This window comes from Kribbella kalugense (genome assembly GCF_004365875.1).
GTDB lineage: Bacteria > Actinomycetota > Actinomycetes > Propionibacteriales > Kribbellaceae > Kribbella > Kribbella kalugense.
Genome location: NZ_SODF01000003.1, coordinates 380,361 through 406,215, shown reverse-complemented (window position 1 = coordinate 406,215; position 25,855 = coordinate 380,361). Strand labels below are relative to the sequence as shown.

General features: G+C 68.7%; 24 protein-coding genes. 20 read left to right on the top strand and 4 right to left on the bottom strand.

The features are described 5' to 3' along the window. Positions 1-112 precede the first annotated feature (112 nt). From EV650_RS33250 to EV650_RS33225, 6 genes are all read left to right on the top strand, one after another. Positions 113-2,065 carry a molybdopterin oxidoreductase family protein gene (locus EV650_RS33250; protein WP_439648822.1) on the top strand — a complete coding sequence of 651 codons (1,953 nt, stop codon included), beginning with the start codon at positions 113-115 and terminating at the stop codon, positions 2,063-2,065. Further along, positions 2,062-5,940, top strand: coding sequence for a nitrite reductase large subunit NirB (nirB, locus tag EV650_RS33245; protein WP_134123125.1), 3,879 nt, complete (start codon positions 2,062-2,064; stop codon positions 5,938-5,940). Before EV650_RS33250 ends, nirB begins: the two co-directional genes overlap by 4 nt. Continuing rightward, positions 5,937-6,275, top strand: a complete 339-nt coding sequence (gene nirD, locus EV650_RS33240) for a nitrite reductase small subunit NirD (RefSeq protein ID WP_134123124.1) — start codon at positions 5,937-5,939, stop codon at positions 6,273-6,275. Before nirB ends, nirD begins: the two co-directional genes overlap by 4 nt. Next, on the top strand, positions 6,265-7,392 hold the full coding sequence (locus EV650_RS33235) for a uroporphyrinogen-III synthase (RefSeq protein ID WP_238174638.1): 1,128 nt from the start codon (positions 6,265-6,267) through the stop codon (positions 7,390-7,392). Before nirD ends, EV650_RS33235 begins: the two co-directional genes overlap by 11 nt. Continuing rightward, entirely contained in the window at positions 7,389-8,075 is a 687-nt protein-coding gene (locus EV650_RS33230; RefSeq protein WP_134123122.1) for a sirohydrochlorin chelatase, read from the top strand. The genes EV650_RS33235 and EV650_RS33230 overlap by 4 nt, the downstream gene beginning before the upstream one ends. A 158-nt stretch (positions 8,076-8,233) precedes the next feature. Then, on the top strand, positions 8,234-8,461 hold the full coding sequence (locus EV650_RS33225; RefSeq protein WP_134123121.1) for a hypothetical protein: 228 nt from the start codon (positions 8,234-8,236) through the stop codon (positions 8,459-8,461). Here EV650_RS33225 and EV650_RS33220 read toward each other — a convergent pair whose 3' ends face one another. Further along, positions 8,462-8,863, bottom strand: coding sequence for a MerR family transcriptional regulator (locus EV650_RS33220; RefSeq protein WP_134123120.1), 402 nt, complete (start codon positions 8,861-8,863; stop codon positions 8,462-8,464). A gap of 52 nt (positions 8,864-8,915) precedes the next feature. Here EV650_RS33220 and EV650_RS33215 point away from each other — a divergent pair, with 52 nt between their 5' ends. From EV650_RS33215 to EV650_RS33200, 4 genes are read left to right on the top strand one after another with little or no spacing between them, the layout of a single operon-like run. Then, positions 8,916-10,079 carry an acyl-CoA dehydrogenase family protein gene (locus EV650_RS33215; RefSeq protein ID WP_134123119.1) on the top strand — a complete coding sequence of 388 codons (1,164 nt, stop codon included), beginning with the start codon at positions 8,916-8,918 and terminating at the stop codon, positions 10,077-10,079. Between the two features lie 7 nt (positions 10,080-10,086). Further along, positions 10,087-11,616: an acyl-CoA carboxylase subunit beta gene (locus EV650_RS33210; RefSeq protein WP_134123118.1), complete on the top strand. Its 1,530-nt coding sequence runs from the start codon at positions 10,087-10,089 to the stop codon at positions 11,614-11,616. Between the two features lie 14 nt (positions 11,617-11,630). Next, entirely contained in the window at positions 11,631-12,407 is a 777-nt protein-coding gene (locus tag EV650_RS33205; protein ID WP_134123117.1) for an HpcH/HpaI aldolase family protein, read from the top strand. Between the two features lie 59 nt (positions 12,408-12,466). Beyond that, positions 12,467-13,156 (top strand): maleylpyruvate isomerase N-terminal domain-containing protein, encoded by a 690-nt coding sequence (locus tag EV650_RS33200; RefSeq protein ID WP_134123116.1) that lies wholly within the window; start codon positions 12,467-12,469, stop codon positions 13,154-13,156. Here EV650_RS33200 and EV650_RS33195 read toward each other — a convergent pair. Beyond that, positions 13,153-14,226 (bottom strand): CobW family GTP-binding protein, encoded by a 1,074-nt coding sequence (locus EV650_RS33195; RefSeq protein WP_134123115.1) that lies wholly within the window; start codon positions 14,224-14,226, stop codon positions 13,153-13,155. The genes EV650_RS33200 and EV650_RS33195 overlap by 4 nt on opposite strands. Before the next feature lie 84 nt (positions 14,227-14,310). Between EV650_RS33195 and EV650_RS33190 the strand changes: the two genes are divergently transcribed. From EV650_RS33190 to EV650_RS33155, 8 genes are all read left to right on the top strand, one after another. Next, complete coding sequence (locus tag EV650_RS33190; RefSeq protein WP_238174637.1) at positions 14,311-15,216, top strand: helix-turn-helix domain-containing protein; 906 nt, start codon at positions 14,311-14,313, stop codon at positions 15,214-15,216. A gap of 112 nt (positions 15,217-15,328) precedes the next feature. Further along, a complete protein-coding gene (locus EV650_RS33185; RefSeq protein ID WP_134123114.1) occupies positions 15,329-16,750 on the top strand; it encodes a proprotein convertase P-domain-containing protein in 1,422 nt (473 codons plus the stop codon). Positions 16,751-16,800: 50 nt separating this feature from the next. Beyond that, positions 16,801-18,012, top strand: a complete 1,212-nt coding sequence (locus EV650_RS33180; RefSeq protein ID WP_134123113.1) for a GNAT family N-acetyltransferase — start codon at positions 16,801-16,803, stop codon at positions 18,010-18,012. 17 nt (positions 18,013-18,029) lie between these two features. Continuing rightward, positions 18,030-18,752, top strand: coding sequence for a DUF4129 domain-containing protein (locus EV650_RS33175; protein WP_134123112.1), 723 nt, complete (start codon positions 18,030-18,032; stop codon positions 18,750-18,752). Beyond that, entirely contained in the window at positions 18,749-19,336 is a 588-nt protein-coding gene (locus EV650_RS33170) for a hypothetical protein (RefSeq protein ID WP_238174636.1), read from the top strand. Before EV650_RS33175 ends, EV650_RS33170 begins: the two co-directional genes overlap by 4 nt. A gap of 7 nt (positions 19,337-19,343) precedes the next feature. Next, positions 19,344-20,327, top strand: a complete 984-nt coding sequence (locus EV650_RS33165) for an AAA family ATPase (RefSeq protein WP_134123111.1) — start codon at positions 19,344-19,346, stop codon at positions 20,325-20,327. Continuing rightward, complete coding sequence (locus EV650_RS33160; protein ID WP_134123110.1) at positions 20,324-21,625, top strand: DUF58 domain-containing protein; 1,302 nt, start codon at positions 20,324-20,326, stop codon at positions 21,623-21,625. Before EV650_RS33165 ends, EV650_RS33160 begins: the two co-directional genes overlap by 4 nt. Continuing rightward, entirely contained in the window at positions 21,622-22,164 is a 543-nt protein-coding gene (locus tag EV650_RS33155; protein ID WP_134123109.1) for a hypothetical protein, read from the top strand. Before EV650_RS33160 ends, EV650_RS33155 begins: the two co-directional genes overlap by 4 nt. Here EV650_RS33155 and EV650_RS33150 read toward each other — a convergent pair. Next, a complete protein-coding gene (locus EV650_RS33150; protein ID WP_134123108.1) occupies positions 22,161-22,703 on the bottom strand; it encodes a TetR/AcrR family transcriptional regulator in 543 nt (180 codons plus the stop codon). The genes EV650_RS33155 and EV650_RS33150 overlap by 4 nt on opposite strands. Before the next feature lie 149 nt (positions 22,704-22,852). Here EV650_RS33150 and EV650_RS33145 point away from each other — a divergent pair, with 149 nt between their 5' ends. Beyond that, positions 22,853-24,265: a DHA2 family efflux MFS transporter permease subunit gene (locus EV650_RS33145; RefSeq protein WP_134123107.1), complete on the top strand. Its 1,413-nt coding sequence runs from the start codon at positions 22,853-22,855 to the stop codon at positions 24,263-24,265. Between the two features lie 2 nt (positions 24,266-24,267). Further along, the gene (locus EV650_RS33140; protein ID WP_134123106.1) at positions 24,268-24,603 is read left to right on the top strand and encodes an MmcQ/YjbR family DNA-binding protein; all 336 of its coding nucleotides are present in this window, start codon (positions 24,268-24,270) and stop codon (positions 24,601-24,603) included. Here EV650_RS33140 and EV650_RS33135 read toward each other — a convergent pair. Further along, complete coding sequence (locus tag EV650_RS33135) at positions 24,583-25,842, bottom strand: neutral zinc metallopeptidase (protein WP_134123105.1); 1,260 nt, start codon at positions 25,840-25,842, stop codon at positions 24,583-24,585. The genes EV650_RS33140 and EV650_RS33135 overlap by 21 nt on opposite strands. Between the last annotated feature and the right edge of the window lie 13 nt (positions 25,843-25,855).

The following is a 25,855-nucleotide window of genomic DNA, read 5'->3' as shown; positions in this document are numbered from 1 at the left end:
GCAGTGCGCAACCACCCTGCATCCGGTCGCCCGGCCGGGTGCAGTGGAGGTGCGGCCGCGGGGTCAGGGCGGGCTGTGTCGCAAGGGGTGGACGGCTGCAGAGGTACTCACGGTGCCAGATCGGCTCACCACGCCGCTCATCCGCGACGGTGCTGGAGACCTGGTGGAGACGAGCTGGGACGCCGCGCTGGACTTCGTCGCTGAGCGGATCCGGACGCTGCAGGCGGCGCACGGTCGCGATGCGGTGGCGGTGTTTGGTGGCGGTGGGCTGACGAACGAGAAGGCGTACGCGCTCGGCAAGTTCGCTCGGGTGGCGTTGAAGACCGCGAACGTGGACTACAACGGACGGTTCTGTATGTCGTCGGCGGCGGCCGCGACCAACCGGTCGTTCGGGATCGATCGCGGACTGCCGTTCCCGCTGGCCGATCTGGGTGGTGCGGACGCGGTCCTGCTGGTCGGTAGCAATATTGCCGAGACGATGCCGCCGGCGGTCGCTCATCTGCAGAGCGCGAGGGACTCGGGTGGGCTTCTGGTCGTCGACCCGCGGCGCTCGGCCACTGCTGGACTGACCTCCGATGCAGGTGGGATCCACCTGCAAGCAACGCCTGGGACTGACCTGGCGTTGGTGCTCGCGCTCACTCACGTGGTGGTGCAGGAGGGCCTCGCCGACACGACCTACCTCCGTGATCGGACTGATGACCCTGACCTGCTGATTCGCTCGACGGCTTCCTGGTGGCCGGAGCGGGCTGAGCGGGTGACTGGTGTGCCGGCCGCAACCATCCGGCGGGCGGCGCGGGTGCTGGCTGCGGCGGCTCCGGTCCACGGCGGGCGGGGACTGTTCATCCTGACCGGTCGGGGTGCGGAGCAGCACAGCAAGGGTACCGACACGGTGACCGCTTGTATCAACCTCGCGTTGGCGCTCGGGCTCCCAGGTCGGCTGGGCAGTGGATACGGCTGCATCACCGGGCAAGGGAATGGACAGGGCGGTCGGGAACACGGTCAGAAGGCCGACCAGCTGCCCGGCTACCGCAGCATCTCGGATCCAACCGCTCGCGAACACCTGATGCGGGTCTGGGGTGTCGATGAGCTGCCCGGTCCAGGGAAGAGCGCGGTCGAGCTGATCAACGCCCTGGGTACGTCGGATGGCCCGAAGGCGCTGCTCGTCCACGGGAGCAACCTGCTCGTGTCGGCGCCGAATCTCGCCTCCGTCCGTGAACGGCTCGCCTCGTTGGATCTGCTCGTCGTGGCGGACGTCGTACCGTCGGAGACCGCGTTGCTGGCGGATGTCGTCTTTCCGGTCACGCAGTGGGCCGAGGAGGACGGGACGATGACCTCGCTCGAGGGGCGGGTGCTCCGGCGGCGGGCCGCCGTACCGCCACCGGGTGAGGTTCGGAGCGATCTCGCGGTGTTCGCTGGTTTGGCCGAAAGGCTTGGTAGTAAAGGGTTTTCGACCGATCCGGCTGAGGTGTTCGAGGAGCTTCGGCGAGCGAGCGCTGGTGGGAGAGCCGACTACTCGGGGATCACCTGGGACCGGTTGGATGCCGGCGAGGTCTTGTTCTGGCCGGTGCCGTCGGAAGGGCATCCGGGTACGCCGCGGTTGTTTGCGGACGGGTTCCCGACGGCGGACGGGCGGGCGCATGTGGTGGCGGTCGATCATCGGCCGGTGGCGGATGACCTCAACGCGGAGGCGCCGCTGTATCTTGTGACTGGGCGGTTGCTGCAGCACTATCAGAGTGGGGCGCAGACGCGGCGGGTGCCGGAGTTGGCCGAAGCCGAGCCGGAGGTGTTCGCGGAGATTCATCCGCGGGTGGCCGCTCAGTTGGGGATCGGTGACGGGCGGCCGGTGCGGTTGCGTACTGCGCGTGGGTCGATGGTGCTGCCGGCGCGGGTGACGGCGGACGTGCGGCCGGACACGGTGTTCGTGCCGTTCCACTTCGGTGGGGCGGAGGCGGTCAACGAGCTGACCAACGATGTGCTCGACCCGGTGTCGGGGATGCCTGAGTTCAAGGCGTGTGCGGTTGAGGTCACTGCTGCGGCCCTTCCGGCGACGGGGGTTTCGGCATGAGAGTCGTGATCATCGGCGGTGGGATGGCGGGGCGGCGGTTGGCTCAGCTGTTGCCGTCGTACGACGTGACTGTGCTGGGCGACGAACCGTCGTACAACCGGAGCCGACTGACCGAGTTCGTCGCGGGGCGGGCGGAGCCGGTGGTGGGCGACGAGCCGGTCGCGACCGCGGTGGCGGTTGATCGGGGTCGTCGGGTGGTGACTGTCGCTGACGGGCGGGAGTTTGGCTACGACCGGCTGGTGTTCGCTACCGGCGCGGTTCCGATCGCGGCGATCGATGGTGCTTGCACGTTGCGGTCTGTGGACGATGCGCGGGCGATCGTTGCGGCGGCGGGGGAGGTGCGGCGCGCGGTCGTGCTGGGCGGGGGTGTGCTCGGTGTCGAGACTGCGTGTGCGCTTCGGGAACGCCGGGTTGCGGTGACGTTGGTACATGACGGGGAAACCCTGCTGGACAAGGCGATCCGGCCTTCCGCGGGCCGACGGGTCACGCGGGCGGTGCGGGAGCTTGGGGTCGAGGTGCTCCTGAACGCCGAGGTCGACGGGACTTCGGTGAGGGACGGGCGGTTCCGGGCGCTGCGGTTGGCGAACGGGCGGGAGGTGTACGGCGAACTGCTGGTCGCCGCGTGTGGCGTGCAGGCGCGCACCGAGCTCGCGGACGGTCTGACCGTGCGGACTGGGATCGTGGTCGACCGGACTCTCACCAGCCCGGATGACCCGCGAGTGCACGCGATTGGTGACTGTGCGGAGATCGATGGTCGGGTCACCGGGACCGTTGACTCTGCGTGGACGCAGGCTGAGGCGCTCGCTACGCACTTGATGGGAAAGCACTTTGAGCTTCCCGATTACGAGGTTGTGCGATTGACCGCGGGCGGGCTCGACGTACTTGTCCTAGGCAACAAAGACGAGGACGGCGAGGTGGTGCGGCTCGAGGACGACACGCGATATGTGCGGGCCGTTCTCCGCGATGGCGTCGTGCGGTCAGCGGTCGCAGTGGGGGCGCCGGAGGTCGCCGCAGAGCTGGTCTTGCTGGCGGATCGGCGTACACCGGTCGTGGCGGACGGGTTGCTGGTGGAGCCCGTCGTACCAAAGTTGAAGGCGGCGCCGGTCTGCAGGTGCAACGGGGTCACCAGGGTCGCGATCGAGGCGGCCTGGCGTGGGGGTGCCGACAGTGTTGCCGGCATCGCCGCCATGACGCGGGCGACAACCGGGTGCGGCAGTTGCACCGGTGCCGTCGGCGAACTGCTCGACCGCTTTCGTCGCGGCGAGACCGAACCAGTCCTGAGCAGGAGGGCGACGATGGCAGAGCTGAACAAGGCCAAGCACCTGGTGGTGGTCGGCGGGGGCATGGTCGCGCACCGGCTGGTCGAGGCGCTGCGGCAACGCGACACGGACATCCAGTACCGGATCACGGTGTTCGCCGAGGAGCCGCGGCTGCCGTACGACCGGGTCGCGCTGACCAGCTACTTCTCCGGCCGCGACCCACAGGACCTCTCGCTCGGCGACCCCGACCTGTGGAACGACCCGGCGGTGAACCTGCGCAAGGGCCTGCGGATCACCTCGATCGACACCTCGGCCAACACCGTGACGACCTCGCGCGGCGAGCAGATCGGGTACGACGAACTTGTCCTGGCGACTGGTTCGGCGGCCTTCGTCCCGCCGGTCAAGAACAACGATGCGCAAGGCTGCTTCGTCTACCGGACCATCGACGATGTCGCGGCGCTCCGGGTGTACGTCGAGCGGCTGAAGTCCGAGGGTAAGCAGGTCAGCGGCGTCGTCGTCGGAGGTGGGCTGCTCGGCCTGGAGGCGGCCGGTGCGCTGCGTGCGTTGGATGCCACCACGAAGGTCGTCGAGTTCGCGCCACGGTTGATGCCACTGCAGGTCGACGAGGGCGGCGGGTCGGCCCTGTCCCGGTTGATTGCGGGACTCGATGTCGAAGTACTCACAGCAACGCAATGTCAGCGGGTCAAGCTCACTCCGCAAGGGGCAGCGCGGGCGATGGCTGTTGCCGATGGCCCCGACCTGCCGGCCGACGTGGTCGTCTTCGCGACCGGTGTCCGTCCCCGCGACGAGCTGGGCCGTGAAGCCGGTTTGGAGATCGGCGAACGCGGCGGCGTCGTCGTGGACGAGGCCTGCCGTACGTCGGTGCCCGGTGTGTGGGCGATCGGCGAAGTCGCTTGTATTGAAGGGCGCGTCTGGGGATTGATTGCCCCCGGCTACACGATGGCCGAGATAGTTGCCGACCGCCTACTAGGTGGCGAGGCAACTTTCCCCGGCGCGGACACCTCGACCAAGCTCAAGCTGCTCGGTGTCGACGTGGCGAGTTTCGGGGATGCGTTCGGCGCGACCGAGGGTGCGCTCGACATCGTGTACGCCGACCCGGTGGCCGGCGTCTACAAGAAGCTCGTGCTGTCGGACGACGCTCGTACCCTGCTCGGCGGCATCCTCGTCGGCGATGCGTCGGCGTACTCCGGACTTCGCCCGATGGTCGGCAGAGAGCTTGGCGCTGACCCGGCCGCGTTCTTGCTGCCCGAGGGTGCTGGACCGGTGCAGTTGGAGCTGCCCGACGATGCGCCGGTCTGCTCGTGCAACAACGTATCCGCGGGCACTATCCGGTGCGCCGTCCGCGAGGGATGCTCCGACATCAAGTCGGTCTGCGGTGAGACGCGCGCCGGGACCAGCTGTGGTTCGTGCCTGCCGATCGTGAAGAATCTGCTCAACAGCGAGCTCACCGAGGCCGGGGTCGAGGTCAGCAAGGCGTTGTGTGAGCACTTCGCGCTGTCGAGGGCCGAGCTGTTCGATGTCGTTCGGATCACCGAGCTGCGGACGTTCAGCGAGATCGTCGAGCGGCACGGGTCCGGGCGTGGTTGCGACATCTGCAAGCCCGTGGTGGCGTCGATCCTGGCCAGCCTGGACCCGGCCGGTCACGTCCTCGAGGGTGAGCGCGCCACGCTGCAGGACACCAACGACCACGTGATGGCCAACATGCAGAAGGACGGCACGTACTCGGTCGTCCCGCGCATCCCCGGCGGCGAGATCACCCCGGAGGGCCTGATCACGATCGGCGAGGTGGCCCGCGACTTCGGTCTGTACACGAAGATCACCGGCGGCCAGCGGGTCGACCTGTTCGGCGCGCGGATCGAGCAGTTGCCGGCGATCTGGAAGCGGCTGGTCGACGCCGGATTCGAGTCCGGGCACGCGTACGGCAAGGCACTGCGGACGGTGAAGTCGTGTGTCGGCTCCACCTGGTGCAGGTACGGCGTACAGGACTCGGTGGGGATGGCGATCGCGCTGGAGCTGCGGTACCGCGGGCTGAGGTCGCCGCACAAGCTCAAGCTCGGCGTCTCCGGTTGCGCTCGCGAGTGTGCGGAGGCTCGGGGCAAGGACGTCGGCGTGATCGCGACCGAGAAGGGCTGGAACCTGTACGTCGGTGGGAACGGCGGGATGACGCCGCGTCATGCGGAACTGCTCGCGTCCGACCTTTCCGACGAGGAGCTGTTCCAGGCGATCGACCGGTTCCTCATGTACTACATCCGCACCGGCGACCGGTTGCAGCGGACGGCGGTGTGGATGCGCGAGCTCGAGGGCGGGCTCGACCACGTGCGGGACGTCGTACTCAACGACAGCCTCGGGATCGCGGCCGACCTGGACGCGGCGATGGCCAAGCACGTGGACTCGTATGTCGACGAGTGGCGGGAGACGTTGGACGATCCCGGCAAGCTGGCCCGCTTCGTCTCGTTCGTGAACGCGCCGGACCAGCCGGACGCCGACCTGCGCTACGTGGTCGAGCGGAACCAGCCGCGCCCGGCCACCCCGGCCGAACGCGGACAGCTCGAGCCGGTGCTCCTGGCCGGCCCCCGATTGGAGGTACGCCGATGAGTGTCCAGACTGCTCTGGTGGTGTGTGGGTACGACGCCTTGCTGCCGGAGCGTGGTGTTGCGGCGCTGCTCGGGGATGTGCAGATTGCGTTGTTCCGCACTCACGACGGCGAGGTGTTTGCCATCGGCAACCAGGATCCGTTCAGCCGGGCGAACGTGATGTCGCGCGGCATCGTCGGCAGTCGTGGCGACGTACCGACGGTTGCCTCGCCGATGTTCAAGCAGGTCTTCGATCTGCGCACCGGGGTGTGTCTGGACGATCCGGAGGTGTCGGTGCCGGTGTATCGAGTCGACGTGGTCGATGGTCAGGTTGTGGTGGGTCCCGGTGGCCACTAGGCCCGGGCCGCTCAGCGGCTGCACGATCGCGATCACCGCGCACCGGCGTGCGGAGGATCTGATCGCGTCGTTCGAGCGGCGGGGCGCGAAGGTGCTGCACGCGCCGACGCTGCAGATCGTGCCGGTGATGGACGATCACGCGCTGCTCGAGGCGACCCGGCGGGTGATCGCGAACCCGCCGGACGATGTCGTGGTCACCACCGCGGTCGGTTTCCGTGGCTGGATCGAGGCGGCCGACACGGCCGGGCTGGCCGCGGACCTGTTGGTGACGCTGGAGCAGTCGCGCATCCTCGCGCGGGGTCCGAAGGCGCGTGGTGCGATTCGGGCTGCTGGGCTGGTCGAGCACTGGTCGGCGCGGTCCGAGACGACGGCCGAGGTGGTGGACTGGCTGCGCGCGCAGGGCGTGCACGGCCGGAAGATCGTCGTACAACTGCATGGGTTGTCTGATCCCTCGTTGCAGGACGCGCTGAGGAGTGCGGGGGCGTCGGTGCGCGGGTTGGAGGTGTATCGGTGGGGGCCGGCGCCTGACGCGGCTGTGGTGGAGCGGATGATCTCGCAGGTCTGCGCCGGGACTGTGGATGCCGTCGTACACACGTCGGCGCCGGCTGCGCAGGCGATGCTCGACGCGGCGGCGCTGGCCGGGCAGTACGACCCGTTGGTGTCGGCGCTGCGGACCGGTCGGGTGCTGAACGCCTGTGTCGGGCCGGTGACCGCGGGGCCCTTTGGTGCGCTGGGTCTCGAGCCACTGATCCCGGATCGCTATCGGCTGGGCGCGCTGATCCGAATCGTGACCGACCGCCTCACGGACGACAACGCGCGCTCGATCGAGACCGAGTTTGGCCAGCTGGTGATCCGCGGCGGCGCGGCGGTGCTCGATGGCGTCGTACTGCCGCTAGGTCCCGGACCTCGTGCGGTACTGGCGGCCCTGGTCGCCGCGGGCGGTGACGTGGTCTCGCGGCCGGAGTTGCTCGCCGTACTGCCCGGAGCTGAGGACGTGCACGCCGTCGAGGTGACGGTCAACCGGCTGCGTACGGCGGTTGGCCGCCCGGAGCTCGTCCGCACGGTCGTCCGCCGCGGCTACCGCCTGGCCGTTGAGCCCGCAGCGGTCCCCACATGACCCCAGACCTGGTCGCGGTCGCCCACGGTACGGCGGATCCTCGAGGCATCCGCGCCGTCCACGAGCTCGTCCGGCTGATGGGCCGCCAGCGTCCCGACCTTCCCATCTCCCTCGGCTTCGTCGACGTCGACCTCCCCGCGCTGCCCGGGCTCGTGCGCCGCGTCGTTGCTGATAGCAACCAAGCTGTGGTGGTGCCGCTCCTGCTGTCCGGTGGCTACCACGTCTACGTTGACGTCGCCGCTGAGGCGGCTCGCTACCCTGGCCGAGTCCAGGCGGCCCCTGCTCTCGGTCCCGACCCGGTGCTGGCAGAGATCCTCGCGGACCGCCTCGGTGACCTCGGCCGCGTTGACCACGTGGTCCTCGCCGCGGCCGGCTCATCCGACCCTCGCGCCCTCGCCGACTGCACGGACACGGCTGCCATGCTGTCCCGCCGGATCGATCGCCCGGTCTCCGTCGGCTACGTGTCCGGCGCGGGCGACCGCCTACCCGCGGTCCTCGCCCGAACCCCGGGCCGGCTCGCGGTGGCGACGTACCTGCTGGCTCCCGGCTTCTTCGAGAGTCTCGTCCGCCGCCACGCCCGCGGTCATCGCGTCAGCCCGCCTCTCGGCGCCGACCCCCGCCTGGCCACCCTCGCCCTCCGCAGGTACGACCAAGCGCACCACCTGTCGGCCGTCGCCGTTTAGGTCTGCAGTTCGACAGGAGGTGTCGATCGCTGGAGCGTCCGGCAAGCGGTTGTCCCCGGCGTGTCGCGCTCCTGCGACCCGACACCTCCTGTCGAGCTGCAGACCGCCTAGGGCCGGCGCTGCTTGCCTGTGGGGTGTCGCGGGCGCATGGTGGAAGCGTGAGCGAGAAGAGATGGGCCGACCTGAGTCCTTCGCGGCGGCGACTGGTCATCATCGCGGGGGTTGTCGAGAGCGTCTTGAAGGCAGTCGCCCTGGCTGACCTCGCCCGTCGCCCGGCCGATCAGGTCCGAGGCCCCAAGCCGCTGTGGGCACTGGCGCTCACCCTGCTGAACTCCTTGGGTACGGCTCCCGTCGCCTATTGGCTCTACGGCCGCAAGAACAAGTAGTCAGTCCGCAGCCGTCGATCTGAGGGCTTTCAGGTCCGCACGGCAGCGGGTCTCTACTTCGCCGAGGTCGTGGAGGGTTTCTTCGATGTCTTGGCGGCGTTGTTCGAGTTCGGCACGGCGGTGGGTGATCTGGTCGAGGAGGTAGACGAGCTGACCTTCCTCACCGGGCTCCGCGTCGTACATGTCGACGATCTTGGCGATCTCGTCGAGGGAGAAGCCGAGGCGTTTGCCGCGCAGGATCAGGCTGAGGCGGATCCGGTCGCGCGGGTGGTAGACGCGGGCGGTGCCGCGGCGCTCGGGGGTGAGCAGGCCGCGGTCCTCGTAGAACCGGATCGTGCGCAGCGTGACGTCGTACTCGGTCGCCAGTTCGGCGATCGACCAGGTCTCCGCGGGCTTGTGCACGCCTCCCAGATTGCTTTACGTTTACGTAAGCGTCAAGCACAGGGAGTGCGTCATGTTCGAGCTGTCCGAGGAACACCGCGAGTTCCGCCACAGCGTCCGCGACTTCGCCGCGGCGGAGATCGCGCCGTCCGCGGCCGAGTGGGACCGCAAGCACTACTTCCCGGTGGAGGTCGTGCAGAAGATGGGCAAGCTCGGCCTGTTCGGGCTGACCGCGCCGGAGGAGTACGGCGGGGCCGGCGGCGACTTCACCAGCTTGTGCGTGGCGATCGAGGAGATCTCCCGGGTCGACCAGTCGATGGGCATCACGCTCGAGGCGGCGGTCGGGCTCGGCATCAACCCGATCCTCACCTTCGGCACCGACGAACAGAAGGCCACCTGGCTGCCCGACCTGGTCGCGGGCCGCACGCTGGCCGGGTTCGGGCTGACCGAGCCGGAGTCCGGGTCGGACGCCGGCGCGACCAAGACCCGCGCCGTACTCGACGGTGACGAGTGGGTGATCGACGGCTCGAAGCAGTTCATCACCAACTCCGGCTCGTCCATCACGTCGTGCGTGACGGTCACCGCGCGGACCGGCGAGAAGCCGGACGGCAAGCCGGAGATCTCGACGATCATCGTCCCGAGCGGTACGCCGGGATTCGTCGCCGAAGCGGCTTACGACAAGCTCGGCTGGCACGCTTCGGACACGCACCCGCTGTCGTTCGCCGGCTGCCGGGTCCCGTCTTCGAACCTGCTGGGTGAGCGCGGCAAGGGGTTCGGCCAGTTCCTCGCGACGCTGGATGACGGGCGGGTCGCGATCGCGGCGGTCGCGCTCGGCTGCATCCGGGCGTGCCTGGAGCTGTCCGTGCAGTACGCCGGTGAGCGCAAGACGTTCGGCGTACCGATCGGGCGCAAGCAGGGGGTCGCGTTCCAGATCGCCGACCTCAAGGTGATGGCGGACGCGGCCGAGCTGCTGGTCTACCGTGCCGCCGCGCTGAAGGACGCCAAGGCGTCGCGGGAGGACTTCAAGCGGGCCGCGTCGGTCGCCAAGCTCTACGCGACCGAGTCCGCGGTCACCGCGACCCGGATCGCGACTCAGGTCTTCGGCGGCTACGGCTTCATGGAGGAGTACCCGGTCACCCGCTTCTACCGCGACGCCAAGATCCTGGAAATCGGCGAAGGTACGTCGGAGGTGCAGCGCATGCTGATCGCCCGTTCGCTCGGGCTCCCGGTGGAATGATGGCCGCATGACGCGCGATCACTGGACCGAGGTGAAGGTTGCCCGCGAGGCGACCCTTGGACCGCCTGAGAAGGCCGCTGCGAAGCTGGCGTCGCAGAACAAGCTGTACGTCCGGGATCGGATCGCGCTGCTTGTCGACGAGGGCAGCTTCGTCGAGGACGCTCAGCTGGCGAACTCCCTCAACCCTGGTCTCCCCGCCGACGGCGTGGTCACCGGACGTGCGCTCGTCGACGGCCGGCCGGCGCTGCTCGTCGCGAACGACCCGACCGTCAAGGCCGGCTCGTGGGGTGCCCGGACGGTCGAGAAGATGGTCCGGATCACCGAGGTCGCCCTCCGCGACGAGCTGCCGATCTTCTGGCTGATCGACTCGGCCGGCGCCCGGATCACCGACCAGGTCGACCTGTTCCCGGGCCGTCGTGGCGCGGGCCGGATCTTCCACAATCAGGTCGCGCTGTCAGGCAAGGTTCCGCAGATCTGTTGCCTGTTCGGCCCGTCGGCGGCCGGCGGTGCTTACATCCCGGCGTTCTGCGATCTGGTGATCATGGTCGACGGGAATGCGTCCATGTACCTGGGCTCGCCCCGGATGGCCGAGATGGTCGTCGGCGAGAAGGTCACGCTGGAAGAGATGGGCGGCGCCCGGATGCACACCAGCGTCTCTGGCTGCGGCGATCTGCTTGCGTCCGACGACACCGAGGCGATCGAGCTCGCCAAGCAGTACTTCTCCTACCTCCCGGGTTCGTGGCGCTCGCGACCACCGTCGTACGACGCCTCGGACGCCGGCCGCGATTTCACCCGGGATCTCGTCCCGGCCGAGGAGAGTGTCGGGTTCGACATCCATGACGTGATCGACGCGGTCGTCGACGCGGACACGTTCTTCGAGATCAAACCGGCGTACGCCCCGGAACTCGTGGTCGGATTCGGGCTGCTGGCCGGGCAGGTGGTCGGGATCGTGGCGAATCAGCCGGCGGTGAAGGGCGGCGTACTGTTCGTCGACTCCGCCGACAAGGCGGCTCGGTTCATCTGGTTGTGCGATGCGTTCAACGTGCCGCTGGTCTATCTGTGCGACGTGCCGGGCTTCATGATCGGGAGCGAGGTCGAGCGGGCCGGGATCATCCGGCACGGCGCGAAGATGATCACCGCGGTGTCCGAGGCGACCGTGCCGACGGTGTCGGTGATCGTCCGGAAGGCGTACGGCGCTGGGCTCTACGCGATGTGCGGACCCGGATTCTCGCCGGACGCGTGCGTCGCGCTGCCGACCGCGAAGATCGCCGTGATGGGTCCGGAGGCGGCGATCAACGCCGTCTACTACAACAAGATCCAGGAGATCGCCGACGCCGGCGAACGGGTCGAGTACGTCGCCAAGCTCCGCGAGGAGTACGAGGCCGACATCGACATCCTCCGCCTGGCCGCCGACCTGGTCATCGACGCAATCGTCGAACCCGAGGACCTCCGCGCCGACCTGATCGCCCGCCTAGCCGCAGCCCAATCCAAAGACCGAACCTTCTCCCACCGCCGCCACGGCGTACCACCGGTGTAGATAGTCTGCAGTATGTGAGTGCAAACGATTTCGCGCGTAGGGTCCGGGCCAGGGAGAAGTTGGTTGGGTATTGGATCACGTTGGATGTGCCGCCGGTGGCTGAGCGGATTGCTCGGTTGGGGTACGACTACGTGGTGCTGGACGGGCAGCACGGGTTGATCGGGTACCAGGGGCTGATGACCGGGCTGCTGGCCATCGACGCTGGGTCGGCGATCGGACCGCGGCCGTCGGTCGGGCTGGTTCGGGTCGAGGCGAACGAGACGACGCCGATCGGGCGGGCGCTGGACGCCGGTGCGACCGGGGTGATCGTGCCGCTGATCGACAGTGCGGACGACGTGGCGCGGGCGGTTCGGTCGGCGAAGTACCCGCCGGTGGGAGTGCGGTCGTTCGGGCCGATGCGGGCGTCGCTGCGGATCGGGCCGGTGCCGGCCGACAGCAACGACGCGACCGTCGTACTCGCGATGATCGAGACGCCGCTCGGCCTCAAGAACGTCGCCGAGATCTGCGCGACACCCGGCCTCGACGGGGTGTACGTCGGCCCGTCGGATCTCGGGCTCGCGCTGGGTGCACGCTTCCCGGGTGACCCGGAGATCGAGGGCCCGTTCGAGGAAGCGGTCGAGCTGATCGCCCGGACTGCGCAGGAGGCTGGGATCGCGGCCGGCATCCACACCTTCGACGGGGAGTCGGCGAAACGCCGTCTTGAGCAGGGCTACACGTTCGCCACCGTCGCCTCCGATCTCAGCCATCTCGAGGCCAGCGCCGCCGCCCACCTGGACACGGCCAGGTCCTGAGGAACACCTCGGCGTGTTCCCGGGTTAAGTTCGGAGAGGACACACCGAGGAGGCCGGGGATGAAGGCACCCGATCGCGGCGCGCTGCCGCTGGGACTGGCGGCGACGCTGGGGCGGACCTACGGGCGGCTGACCGAGACGGTGCAGGGGCTGAGCGACGCTGACTTCCAGCGCGACACCCGATGCCCCGGCATGCCCGTCGGTCCACTGCTCGTCCATCTCCTGTACGACGCTCAGCGGGCGCTGATCGCCTTCGCCAGCCCGACCGTCGTGGATCCTGATCGGGATTTCGTCACGTACTGGCAGGGCTTCCCGCCTCAGCTAGACACCAGTTTCGTTCGGGGCGTCGCCGCGTCGTACCGGAAGCCGGGTCTGCTTGTGCAGCACTGGCGGGAGGTGTCGGAGGCGGCGGTCCGCGCGGCTTCCCGAGGGCTGGTCACGAAGGGCCACCGGATCGAGACTCAGGGACACGTATTGTGCGCGACCGACTTCGTCGCGACTTTGGTGCTTGAGGCAACGGTTCATCACCTCGACCTGATCGTCGGTCTGCCGGACGCGCCGGAACCGGATTCGGAGGGACTCCAAGTGACCGCGCGCACCCTCGACGGGCTGTTCGGCCCGGACGCCTGGGACGTGATCGGCTGGGACACCACGACGTACATCCTGAAAGCAACTGGCCGCGTCCCCCTCGACGAGGCCGACTTAGACATGCTCGGCCCACACGCCGACCGCCTGCCGTTGCTGGGTTAGAAGACACCCGCGAAGGGGTCGTCCAGGTCGTTCCAGTCGAGGCTGGCTAGTTCGGATTCGGTTAGTAGGCAGGCGTCGAGGATTGTTTGGAGGCGGGCTGGGTCTAGACCCATGCCGGTTGCGACGACTGTGCATTCGGCTAGGTGGTTGGTCTCGGACCATTCGCCCAGCATGCCGAGGGATGCGCTGTAGCCGGCGGATTCCCAGCGGACGCGTTGGGTGGGGCGGTTTGCCAGCCAGACCACGCCGCGGCTGCGTACGACGCCGTTGACGATGTCCTCGAGGGCGTCGTTGAGCCGGGTCGGGTGGAGCGGGCGCGTCGACCGCCAGAGCACCGTCGTCACACCGTCGCCGCTGGGCTGGACCCGATCCGAGGATGCGAGCTCACCCGCCCACGCCTCGGCGGCCTTGAAGTCGAACCGTCCGGTCCGAGCAACCGCTCCGGTCGGCACGCCGGCGGGATCCGTGCCCACCACGGTCGTCCGTGGGTTCAGATGCAGTAGGAGGTTGCGCAGCCGGTCGGGCGCTGCGACGCGGTGGGCGTTCGCGAGGACGCAGATGTCGGCGTACTCGATCTGCCTGGCGGTTAGCTCCGCGACGTTGCGTCGATCCGGCAAACCGAGGGCGAGACCGCGTTCGGCGAGCAGTTCGTCGCCGGACAGTTGCTCGACCAGCAGTACGGCGTCGACGACGCAGGTCGCCGTGTCGACCACGATCTCGGGCAACGTGGCGACCAGCGCCTTCACCATCGGTCGCGCCTCCATCGCCGGCGGAGCGGCCAGTACGACGTGACCCCAGCGCGCACGCGCGACCAGGGCCTCGAGCAACGGCAGCAGCGACTCGATCAGCTGGCACGCACCGCAGTCGTCGCCGACGGCGAACTCGCCGGCGTCGATCGGCCCGGACGCGTCCAGCACTCGCCAGGTCAGCACACCCCGCCCGGGCAGCTCGTCTTGATCGACCACCACGGCGACCGTACCGGCGTCGATCATCGAGACCAGCACTGGTTCGCGCAGCGTCGTGGAGAGCCCGGCCAGCAGCGACAACGACGTCTTCGATTGGGCGGTCATGGCAACAGTATATGAAAACGATTTTCATCAGTCCAGACCGAGGACGAACCAGTTAACAGTTAACGGTGGCCAGGGAGCGGTGTGGTGTCTAGGGTCCGGGGCATGGGCGAGCGGGAGTTCGCGGACGTGCTGCGCGCGGCGATCCAGGCGCGCGGGCTGGGGCTCGAGCGGATCCGGGAGCGGTTGCTGGCGCAGGGCGTGTCGGTGAGCCTGGCGACCTTGAGCTACTGGCAGTCGGGGCGGTCGCGACCCGAGCGACGCGACTCGCTGGCGGCGGTGGAGCTGCTGGAGGCGGTGCTGGAAGTCCCCAATGGGACGCTGTCCGCCTCGCTCGGTCCGCCCCGGCGGCGGGGTCGCTGGCTGAGCACGGTGCCGGACCGGCCCGAGTTGGCGGCGTACTGGCCTCGGCCGGACGCGGTCGAAGAGGCAGTCAGCGGAGTCGACATCCGGTGGGACGAGCGGTTGACGCGGATCAGTCAGCACGACCGGGTCTTCATCGGCCCGGACCGCGGTGAACGCGCCTACCACTCCCGGCAGGTCCTGCGGGCCGAGGCCGACGGTCCGGATCGCTGGGTCGTGATCATGCACCTCGACGAGCACGACCGGCCGTTGCCGGAGATCCGTCCGCTGCGGCATTGCCGGCTCGGCCGGACGGTACGGCGTCCTGCCGACGGGCTCTTGGTCGCCGAGCTGCTGTTCGACCGTCCGTTGCGTAAGGGCGAGACCGTGATCACCGAACACGAGCTGGTGAACGTTCCGCCGTACCCGCCGGCGACGAACTACGAGCGCAAGTTCCGCCTGCCGGTGCGCGAGTTCGTCCTCGAGCTGTGTTTCGAGCCAGGGCAGGTGCCGGCCAGCTGCGTCGGCTTCTCGCAGCTGGACGACGAGGACGAGCTGGTCCGGCCGGTCGACGTGGAGGCCGAGGTACACGGCGTCGTACTGAACTTCGGGCCGGGCCGCTACGGCTTCCGGTGGACCTGGCCGGAGTGAACTGTTAAGACCCGGATTCTTAACTGTGAAAGGGCTTCCGGCGATTCCGCCGGGCTGAGTCAGCTCCTACGTTCGGTGCACCGTCCCCGCCCGAACGCAAGGAGCTACAACCATGAAACGAATACTGTCCGCTGCTCTCCTCGGCGGCATGCTGGTCGTGACGCCCGGCCACGCGGTCGCCTACAACGACGCCGTACCGGAGCCGGCCAGTCCTCAGCAGGTCGCCGTACGGCTTGCGGACTCACCTGGCCAGGCCGGCCGGTGGATCGATCACGGTCGACTGATGGTTGCCGTGACCAACGAATCGGCGGCTGCGCAGGTGCGTGCCGCCGGCGCGGTTCCGCAGTACGTGACCCGAAGCCGGCAACAGCTCGACAGCCTGCTCGCCCAGGTCGATCGGATCGCGCGGAGTCAGCACGGCCTGCAGAGCTGGGGCATCGACCCGGTCACGAACAGCGTCGTCGTCAAGGCACGCAGTACCACCAGTGCCTTTGCAGCGCTCGGCGAAGGCGTCCGAGTGGTCCGGGTGTCCTCCGACTTCCACCAGCAGTCCGGGGTGGTTCACCCGGGTGACCCGTGGTGGCCGGGTGCCGAGAGCAACTGTTCGGTCGCGTTCCCGGCAACGGATGCCCAGGGCAACAAGCACTTCCTGACCGCCGGACACTGCACGAACGACGCGAACCAGGCAGCGTACGGCGCCAGCGGCCAGGCCAACCGGATCGGTACGTCGAACGTCGGCGGCACCCGCAGCGTCAACGCCCAAGAGGGCGACATGGGCGTGGTCGCCGTCACCGAACCCGGCTGGACCATCTCGCCGAACGTCAACACCTGGGGCCAGCCGGCCGTCACCGTGACCGGATCGGCCGAGGCGATCGTCGGCGACACCGTGTGCCACAGCGGCAACACGGCTCCGAACTGGGAGTGCGGCACGGTCACCGCGGTCAACCAGACGATCGATTACGGCACCGTGGTGATCGACGGGCTGACCACGACCACGGCGTGTTCGGAAGGCGGCGACTCCGGCGGCGCGTGGTTGCGCGGTGACAAGGCTGTCGGTGTGCACTCGGGCGGCAACTCGACCTGCTCCCCGGGGCAGGACAACTCGATCTTCCAGCCTGTCAACGAAGCCCTGGCCAAGTGGAACCTGACGCTGCTGACCGGTTCGAGCGATCCTGGCGACCCAGGCCCGGGCGAGCGGACCTACTCCAACGGGACCGACTATCCGATCCGCGACTTCCAGGTCGCGGTCAGCAGCGTCCAGTCGACCGCGACCGGCCGGACCAACAGCCCGGTGAAGGTGACCGTCGAGGGCAACCACACCTGCCTCGAGGACCTCAACATCAGCCTGGTCTCGCCGAGCGGCCGTTGGTACTACCTGCAGCGGTCCGGCGGTACGACGTGCCACCCGCTGCCGGCGTCCAAGACGTACTCCGTTGCGGCCGACGAGAGCGCCACCGGCACCTGGACGCTGCGCATCGGTGACAACGGCTACGGCGACACCGGGACCCTCACCAACTGGTCGATCACTGTGTAGCACCTCGAAAAAGGCAGGTGAGCCGCCCGTTCGTCTGATAGTCAAGGGGCATGGCGATCGAGATCGGGCGGTTCACCGGTGAATGGGACGATCTCCTGGAGCTCCTGGACATGGCGTTCTCGTCGCCGTGGACGGACGCGCAGTACGAGTCCGAGCGAAAGATCTGGGAACGCGACCGGTCCACGGTCGCGATCGACGACGGACAGCTCGTCGGGCATACAGGCACGTTCTCGCACCAGATGACCGTGCCCGGCGGGCAGTTGCCGGTAGCGGGTGTGACGATGGTCGGCGTCCGGGCCACGCACAGGCGGCGCGGCATTCTCCGCGACCTGATGCGGGCACAACTGACCGACATTCATGAGGCGGGCACCGAGCCGTTGGCCGCGCTGACCGCGAGCGAGCCGGTGATCTACCCGCGGTTCGGGTACGGGCTCGCTTCGGACGTCCAGGAGATCGTCGTACCGAAGGTGTCGCGCACACTGCGCCCTGTGGCAGGCATCGACGAGGTGCGGATCCGGTACGTCGACGTACGCGAGAGCCTGTCCCGATGTGCGGAGCTGCGGAACGAGCTGGCCCTCGAACGGCCGGGGATGTTCCAGCACGACGAGCGCTGGCAGGAGTTCACGATCAGCGAGACCTTGATGACCAGTACCTCGAACGCGTCGAAGCTGCGGTGCGTGCTGGCCGAGCGGGACGGCGAGCTGACCGGATTCGCGCACTACCGGACCAAGCGGGCAGAGAAGGGGTACGTCGACGTGCAGCGGGTGCACGCGGCCGACCTGGCATCCCATGCTGCGCTGTGGCGCTATCTGTTGGAGCCAGATCTGCTCAGTGAAACCCGCTGCGAGACGGTCGCGTCCGACGACCCGCTGCTGGACCTGTTGCTCGACCCACGGGCGCCGTCGCCGATCACCCGGGACGGCCTGTGGGTGCGGCCGGTCAACGTGGGTACGGCGCTCGCCGGGCGGACGTACGCGCGGGACGTCGAGGTCGTGATCGAGGTGATCGACGACTTCCTCCCGTGGAACGCGGGCCGCTGGCAGCTCGAAGGCGGACCGGAGGGCGCTCGGTGCGAGTCCACGTCCCGGGACGCGGACCTGACTCTGCACGTCCGGGATCTCGGCGCCGTGTACCTCGGCCGCCCGTCCCTGACCAGACTCGGCCGGGCCGGTCTCGTCGAGGAGCACACCGCCGGCGCGCTGGCCACGACTGCGGAAGCGTTTTCCACATCGCGACTCCCGTTCCTCGATACGGGCTTTTGACGAGGTAGCCTGCCCAGATGCAGACGCAGCGGCGGGGTGCGCTCGCGGTCGCCGCCCTCCTGCTCCTGGGGGTTGTCGCGGCCGGCTTCGTCGTGCTCGCGTCGGCGAGTGGACCGGTCCGCCCGGTCAGCGAGAGCACGCTGAGTTCGAGCCCGCGGCCGTTGCCGACGATCACGCCGTCCGACACCGGAGCGCCGCCGCCGTCGGGGACACCGCGACAGCGCGAGGTCAAACCGGTCGAGATGCCGGCCTGGCTGAAGGCGTTGTGGCAGGCGGTGATCTACCTGGCGATCGCGGCGTTGCTCGTGTTCATCGGCCTGGTCATCTACCGGATCGTTAGCAAGGTGCGGCTGCCGCAGGCCGAGCCTGACGACGCGGACTGGGAGCGGTTGAAGACCGCGCGGCTGGCCGAGGCGGTCGACGAGGGGCTGGCTCGCATCGATTCCGGTCTGGCGACGGATGCGGTGATCGCGTGCTGGGTCGCGCTGGAGGAGGCGGCCGCGTCGGCCGGCGTACCGCGGGATCCGTCGGAGACACCGGCCGAGTTCACCGTGCGGGTGCTCGGGATCGGCGGGATCTCCGAGGGGCAGCTGGTGCGGCTCGGTGAGCTGTACCGCGAGGCGCGGTACTCCACGCACGGCTCGAGCGAGCAGGCCCGTACGGAGGCCCGATCGGCGTTGGTGCGGCTCCGTGACGAACTCGCGGCCGCTCATCCGGCCGAGGCGGAGGTCACCGGATGACGTCGTACCGCTGGTCCGAACTGGAAGAGAAGGGGCCGCCGCCGGAGGTCAAACGAAGGCGATCGCTGCGGCCGAACAAGATGCTCTTGCTGCATGTCGGGCTCGCTGTGCTGGCGAGCCTGCTGCTGGTGGCGGTGTTCGGCGCGGCCGGGATGGCGCCGAAACCGCTGTGGTTCGTGGCGGCGGCGCTGGCGATCGGGGTTGCGTCGCTGGCGATCCGGCTGGTTCTTCCACAGGTGGTAGAGACGAGCTGGCCCGGTCGGAACGACGACAAGCTTGCCTCGCTGCGGACCCAGACCAGCGACAACCGGACCCAGTTCATCGCCACCTGGTTGCAGGAGTCGAGCCGTGAGCGGCGGGTCGGTGAAGGGTCGCAGACCTTCGTACGCCGGGTTCGGCCGCTGCTGCTGGAGCTGACCACCGACCGCCTGGTGCACCAGCACGGCGTCGACCCCGAGAGCGAGCCGGACAAGGCCCGCGCGATCACCGGCGACCGGCTCTGGTTGCTGATCACCGGTGACGACAAACGAACCGCGTCCCTCGACGAGATCGAGTACGCGATCCACACCATCGAGAACCTGTGAGGTACGTGTGACTGATGGCGAGCTGACGCTCGGCGAGGTGTCCGAGCTGTGCCGGCAGGTGCTGGAGCGGGTCAGCCAGGCCGTGGTCGGTAAGGCCGAGGCGCTGGAGCTGGTGCTGGCTGGCGTCCTGGCCGGCGGGCACGTGCTGCTGGAGGACTACCCGGGCCTGGCGAAGACGCTGGCCGCGCGGTCCTTCGCGCAGGCGCTCGGGCTGGAGTTCCGGCGGGTGCAGTTCACGCCGGACCTGCTGCCGTCGGACGTGACCGGCGGGTTCGTGTACGACCAGAAGGAGTCCGAGTTCGTCTTCCGGCCAGGCCCGATCTTCACCGGCCTGCTGCTGGCCGACGAGATCAACCGGACCCCACCGAAGACGCAGGCCGCCCTGCTGGAGTCGATGCAGGAGCACCAGGTCACCGTCGAGGGCCAGACGTTCCCGCTACCCAATCCGTTCCACGTGCTCGCCACGGCGAACCCGGTCGAGTACGAAGGCACGTACCCGCTGCCCGAGGCTCAGCTCGACCGGTTCATGCTGCGGATCGGCTTCGGCTACCCGAGTCCGGCCGAGGAGTGGGAGGTACTCCGGCGTCGGATGAGCCGTCGTACCGAGGACCAGACTGTCGACGCTGTGACTGACGCCGATGGACTGCGCGCCGCGCAGCGGACCGTCGAGACGGTGAACGTCGACGACACCGTCGGGCAGTACTGCGTCGACCTGGCCGCGGCGACCCGTCGGGACTCGCAGGTGCTGGTGGGTGCATCGCCGCGTGGGTCGCTGGCGTTGCTGCTGACGGCACGGGCGTACGCCGTGATTCAGGGCCGCGACTACGTCGTACCGGAGGATGTGAAGGCGGTGGCTGTGGCTGCGCTGGCGCACCGGATCACGGTGCGGCCGGAGCTGTGGCTGCATGAGGTCACCGGGGCGACGGTGGTGCGGACGGTGCTCGGTTCGGTCGCGGCGCCGCCTACCGTGGTCGGCGCGACGAGCGCATGAGCTGGCGACCCACGCACGCGCAGATCCGGGGGATCTGCGTGTCCGCGGTGCTGGTCGGCGTCGCGGTCCTGCTGCGGCGCCCGGATGCAGCCGTGTTCGGGTTGCCGTTGGCGTTCCTGGCCGCGTGGGGGCGGTTCTTCCGGCCCCGGGAGCGGCCGGAGGTGCACACCGAGCTCGACGCGGACGTGTTGTTCGAGGGACAGGCGACGACGTACCGGTTGCGGGTGCCGGATGCTCTCGACCCGAACATCGACTTGATCGTGGCGGCGTTGCCGCGGACGGCGTGGTTCCAGTACGACCCGCCGCAGGCCGGGATCGCGGAGCCGGTTTCGCAGGGTGAGGTGACGCTGGAGGTTGGCGTACGATCGAAGCGCTGGGGACTGCGGTCGTTGGAGCGACCAACGGTCACGGCGACGTCGTCGGTCGGGGCGTACCGGATCCAGGTGACGTCGGTGGAGTCGCAGGCGGTGACGACGTTGCCGTTGCGGGAAGGGTTCGAGGCGGTCGACGCCGTACCGCGGCCGGCTGGGCTGGTCGGGTTGCACCGGTCGCGGCGGCCGGGGGAGGGGACCGAGCTGGCCGGGGTGCGGCCGTTCCGGACCGGCGACCGGTTGCGGCGGATCAACTGGGCCGTGTCGGCGCGGACCCAGGAGCTGCACGTCACGTCGACGTGGTCGGACCGGGACACCGAGGTGGTGATCATGGTCGACACCGGTGGCGAGATCGGGATCAGTGAAGGGATCGACGGGCGGTCTTCGAGTCTCGACACCGCGGTCCGGGCGGCCGCGGCGGTTGCCGAACACTATCTGCGCAACGGCGACCGGGTGCGGTTGATCGACACCGGGAGTTTGTTCCGTGGCGTGCGATCTGGGAGTGGGCGCGCGCATCTGCGGCGGATCCTGGACACGCTCGTGCACGCGGATCGACGCGGCCGGCAGCAGGACGAGGAGCAGTTGGCGCGGCGGAATCGGGTCCGGTCGGACAGCCTCGTGCTCGTCCTCAGTCCGCTTCTGCGCCCGGTCGTGCTCGGCTACATCGTGACGCTGGTCCACTCCGGCTGCACGGTGATCGCGATCGACACGTTGCCGCCCGACATCACGTCGGTCCTGGACCCGGAGGCGCACGACGCCCGGACCTGGCCGCTCGCATGGCGAACGCGGTTGCTCGAGCGTCGGCGAGATTTGGATCGGCTCAGCGACCTCGGCGTACCGACGGTTCCGTGGCGAGGTTCGGGAACACTCGATGAGGTACTGCGGGATGCTGCCCGACTGTCCGCGGCTCCGAGGATTCGGTCATGAGTGCTGCCGAGAAGATCACGGTGTGGTTGGCGCAGTTGCGGGCGTCGGGGCGGGCGGTGTTGGTCGCGCGGTTGATCATCGCGGCCGCGGGTGCCGTTGCGCTGGTTGTGCCGGCTGTGCAGTCCTGGGATCAGTTGGATTTGATTCCGCTGGTCGGCGTACCGATGCTGGTGGCAACTGTTGTGCTGCCGGATTCCCTTGCTGGGTTGGTGTTTTTGCTGATCGTTGCGCTCGGCTGGTTGATGCGTGCGCCGGGCGAGATTTCGTGGAGCCTGGTGGTCACTGCGCTCGCGCTGGTGGTGGTTCATCTCGGGACTGCGTTCACTGCTCAGCTTCCGTCGTACGCGCGGGTCCATCCGGAGGCGCTGCGTCGGTGGTGGTTGCCTGCGGCAATCGCCTTGTTGCTGGTGCCGGTGGTTGCGTTGGGTGCGGCTTTGGTTCGTGGGGCTGACGTGCCGGGTTCGCTGGTGGTGACCGTCGTTGCGATGGCGCTGGGGACGGGCGCGATCTGGTTCGCGGCCGGTCAGAAGCTGGATTAGTTGCCGAGGGTGTCGGCGATCTCCTCGGCCCAGGGCATCGGGATGGCGTTCGGGCCGAGGACCTGCATCGCGGACATGACGGTGAGGAGCATGCCGGCGGAGAGGAACTCGCGGGCCTCCTGCGGGGAGGCGCCGGTCAGCTCGCGGATCAGGTTGTAGATGCTGCCGAAGCGTTCCCGGACGCAGTCGCCGATGGCCGGGTCGCCGCTCGCGGAGAAGCCGTGGAGGAGGATCAGGAGCAGTTCGGGCTCGGAGAGTAGCGCCTTGTAGTTGCGGCCGAGGGCGCCGAGCTCGGGTGTTTCGGCGGCGGCCTCGCGGAAGATGTCCTCGATCCGGGCACAGGAACGCTGCACGGCGGCCAGGAACAGTTGCTGCTTGGTCCCGAAGAGGCGGATCACGTACGGCTGCGAGACGCCGGCCATCCGGGCGATCTCGTCCGTCTTGGTGCCCTCGTACCCAGACGCCGCAAACGCCTGCACGGCCGCCTGCAGGACCTCCTCGCCGCGCTCTTTAGCCGTCAACCGGACCCTCGTCGCCATCCCCAGCTCCTTCCGCTCGCTCGACCCCCACACCCGGCGCCGGAGGCGCCGTTCTTTCCCTTCTCAAACCATCTGCTTGACATGTTATCAGTGGATGCATACTCTCGTGGTTGAGCTTGTTATCAGTCAATTACAACTAGGAGTTCGAGATGACATCGACCGCTCTCGATGAGAGGCAAGTGGCGACGCCCCGGAGTCGTGGGCTCGGGGTGGTGCTGGCCGCGGTGGGGATTCCCACCTTCATGGTCACGCTGGACAACTTGGTCGTGACGAACGCGCTGCCGGTGATCAAGGGCGAGCTGGGCGCGTCGTTGTCCGACCTGCAATGGTTCGTGAACGCCTACACACTGTCCTTCGCCGCGCTGCTGCTGACCGCGGCCGCGATCGGCGACCGGCTCGGCCGTCGGCGGATGTTCCTGGCCGGGATCACGCTGTTCACGCTCGCGTCGGCCGCCTGCGCGCTGGCGACCGAGCCGTGGATGCTGACCGCCTTCCGCGCGATCCAGGGCATCGGTGCCGCGGCCGTGATGCCGCTGTCGCTGACCTTGCTGGCGGGCGCCGTACCGGAGAAACAGCGGAGCGCCGCGATCGGCATCTGGGGCGGAATCTCCGGCCTCGGCGTCGCAGTCGGTCCGGTGGTCGGCGGAGCCGTCGTGGACGGCCTGAACTGGCAGTGGATCTTCTGGCTCAACGTCCCGGTCGGCGTGCTCGCCGTACTGCTCGCCGCCCGCGTCCTCACCGAATCACGCGGTACGGCGAAGCGGCTCGACCTGCTCGGATTGGTTCTGGCGACGGCCGGCGTACTGTCCATCGTCTGGGGTGTCGTGCACGGGGCCGACGACGGATGGACGTCGGGCACTGTGCTCGGATCGCTGATCGCGGGCGTGGTCCTACTGGCTGCGTTCGTCGGCTGGGAGCGACGTACGGCCGCACCGATGCTGCCGCTGCGGCTGTTCTCGGTCCGGTCGTTCAGCGTGGTGAACGTGGTCTCGTTCACCTTCTCGGTCGGCGTGTTCGGGTCGGTGTTCCTGCTGGCGCAGTTCTTCCAGGTCGTGCAGCACTACACGCCGTTCCAGTCCGGCGTTCGGACGCTGCCGTGGACGGCCGCGCCGCTGGTGGTCGCGCCGATCGCGGGCTTGATCGTCGACCGGGTCGGTCCGCGGATGCTGATCGTCGTCGGGCAGGTGTTCCTGGCCGGTGCGCTCGGGTGGATCGCGCTGATCACGTCGGCGACGGTGCAGTACGGCGACTTCGTCGTACCGTTCGTCCTCGCCGGAGTCGGGATGGGGCTGACCTTCGCGCCGTCGGCGAGCGTGGTGATGAACAGTGCGTCGGATGCTGACCGAGGTGTCGCTTCCGGTACGAACAACACCATCCGCGAGGTCGGGGTCGCGATGGGCGTCGCCGTACTGGCCTCGGTCTTCGCCTCGGCCGGCTCCTACGAGTCGCCGGTGCGGTACGCCGAAGGCCTGGTCCCCGCAGTCTGGACCGGCGCCGCGATCGTCGCCGTGGGTGCGGTCATCGGACTCCTGCTCCCGGGTCGGCGACGTTCTACAGTGTGACCGTGCTGGACGCTGACGACGTACGACGGATCGCCCTGTCCCTCCCGGAGACGGTGGAGAAGCAGCGTTGGGGGCACCCGACGTTCGACGTGGCCGGGCGGATGTTCGTCACGGTGCCGGACGACCAGACGTCGTTCGCGGTGCGGTGTCCCCGGCTGGAACGCGAGGAGCTGATCGCGGCGGAACCCGAGAAGTTCTGGGTGCCGAAGCACGAGGCGGGCTCGAACTGGGTTCGGGCCCGCCTCGCGGCGCTCGAGGACGCCGACGAGCTGCGCGACATCCTGCTCGACTCCTGGCAGCAGGTCGCGCCGCCGGGATCAGCTGACGTACTTGGGTGAAACTGCGAACGTGTTGCAACTGGCCGGGTTGCCGGTCCGGAACGACATCCCCATGAACCGCTTCTGGCTGGCCACGCTGCCGTGGTCGCCCTCCTCCGGCTTGTCGCCGGCGGTGAGGACCCACTTGTTCCAGACGTAGAGCATCTCGCCGCTGATCGGGTAGCTCCGCTTGTTCACGGCCAGGAAGACGCCGGCGAAGCAGTTCGCCTGCAGCTCCATCCGCCGGGTCTGCCGCATCCGGTCGTCGTAGTCGGTCAGCTCGTAGCGGAGGTTGTCCGACGCCTGCAGGATGCCGGTCATGTTCTGTACGCCGTGACCGTACTCGTGCGCGACCGAGCGGGTGTACCACATCCGCGCGTACGCCTTGGACTCCGCGTCGGGGTACTCGTTGTACGACTCCACGAAGACGTCGACCTTCATGTACAGGTTGTTGTTGACCGAGCAGTAGTACGGCACGTTGACCGGGCCGGAACCGCACGGGCCGGTCGCGTTCGTACCCGCCCAGAACGTCATCGTCGGGGCCTTGAACTTGTAGCCGGCCTTGGCCACCAGCGGCGCCCACGACTTGTCCAGGCAGGGCTTGATCGCGGTCCAGTAGGCGGCCGCGTTCCGGGCGTTGGTCGGCCGGACCTTCGGCTCCTTGCAGTTGATCGGCCGCATCTGGCCGACCTTGTAGATCGCGTTCTTCGAGACGATGGTCGAGTCCGCGGGCTTCTGCGGGGTCGACGACGTCGTCTCCGTGCTGGTCGGCTCCTGCGTCGGCGGTTCGGTGGTCGGCTCTTCCGTGGGTTCGGTGGAGGTCGAGGTCGTCGGCTCCGGGGTGTAGCGGGTGGGGCTGACCGGCGGAGTGGTGGTGTTGTCGGCGTTCTTCTTGACGATGCCGATGATCCAGACACCGACGAGGGCCACGCCGACGATCGACAGGATCGCGATCAGCGGGGCCTTCGACTTCTTCCGCGGCCGCTGCGGCTGCCACCCCGGACCGGGACCGCCCGGACCACCAGGTCCCCCGAAGCTAGGACCCCAGCCGAAGCCGGGTCCCCGCGGCGGCGGCCCGTACTGCGGCGGACCTTGGTGCGGACCGCCGTACTGGCCTGGTGGCGGTCCGTAAGCACCAGGCGGCGGACCCTGCTGATATTGCGGCGGGCCGGGCTGCTGGTACTGCTGGGGATACTGCTGGTTCTGATTCTGGGGGTACGGCGGGTTCTGGCCGGGCGGCCCGTAGGGTGGCTGGCTCAACGCCGTTCCTCTC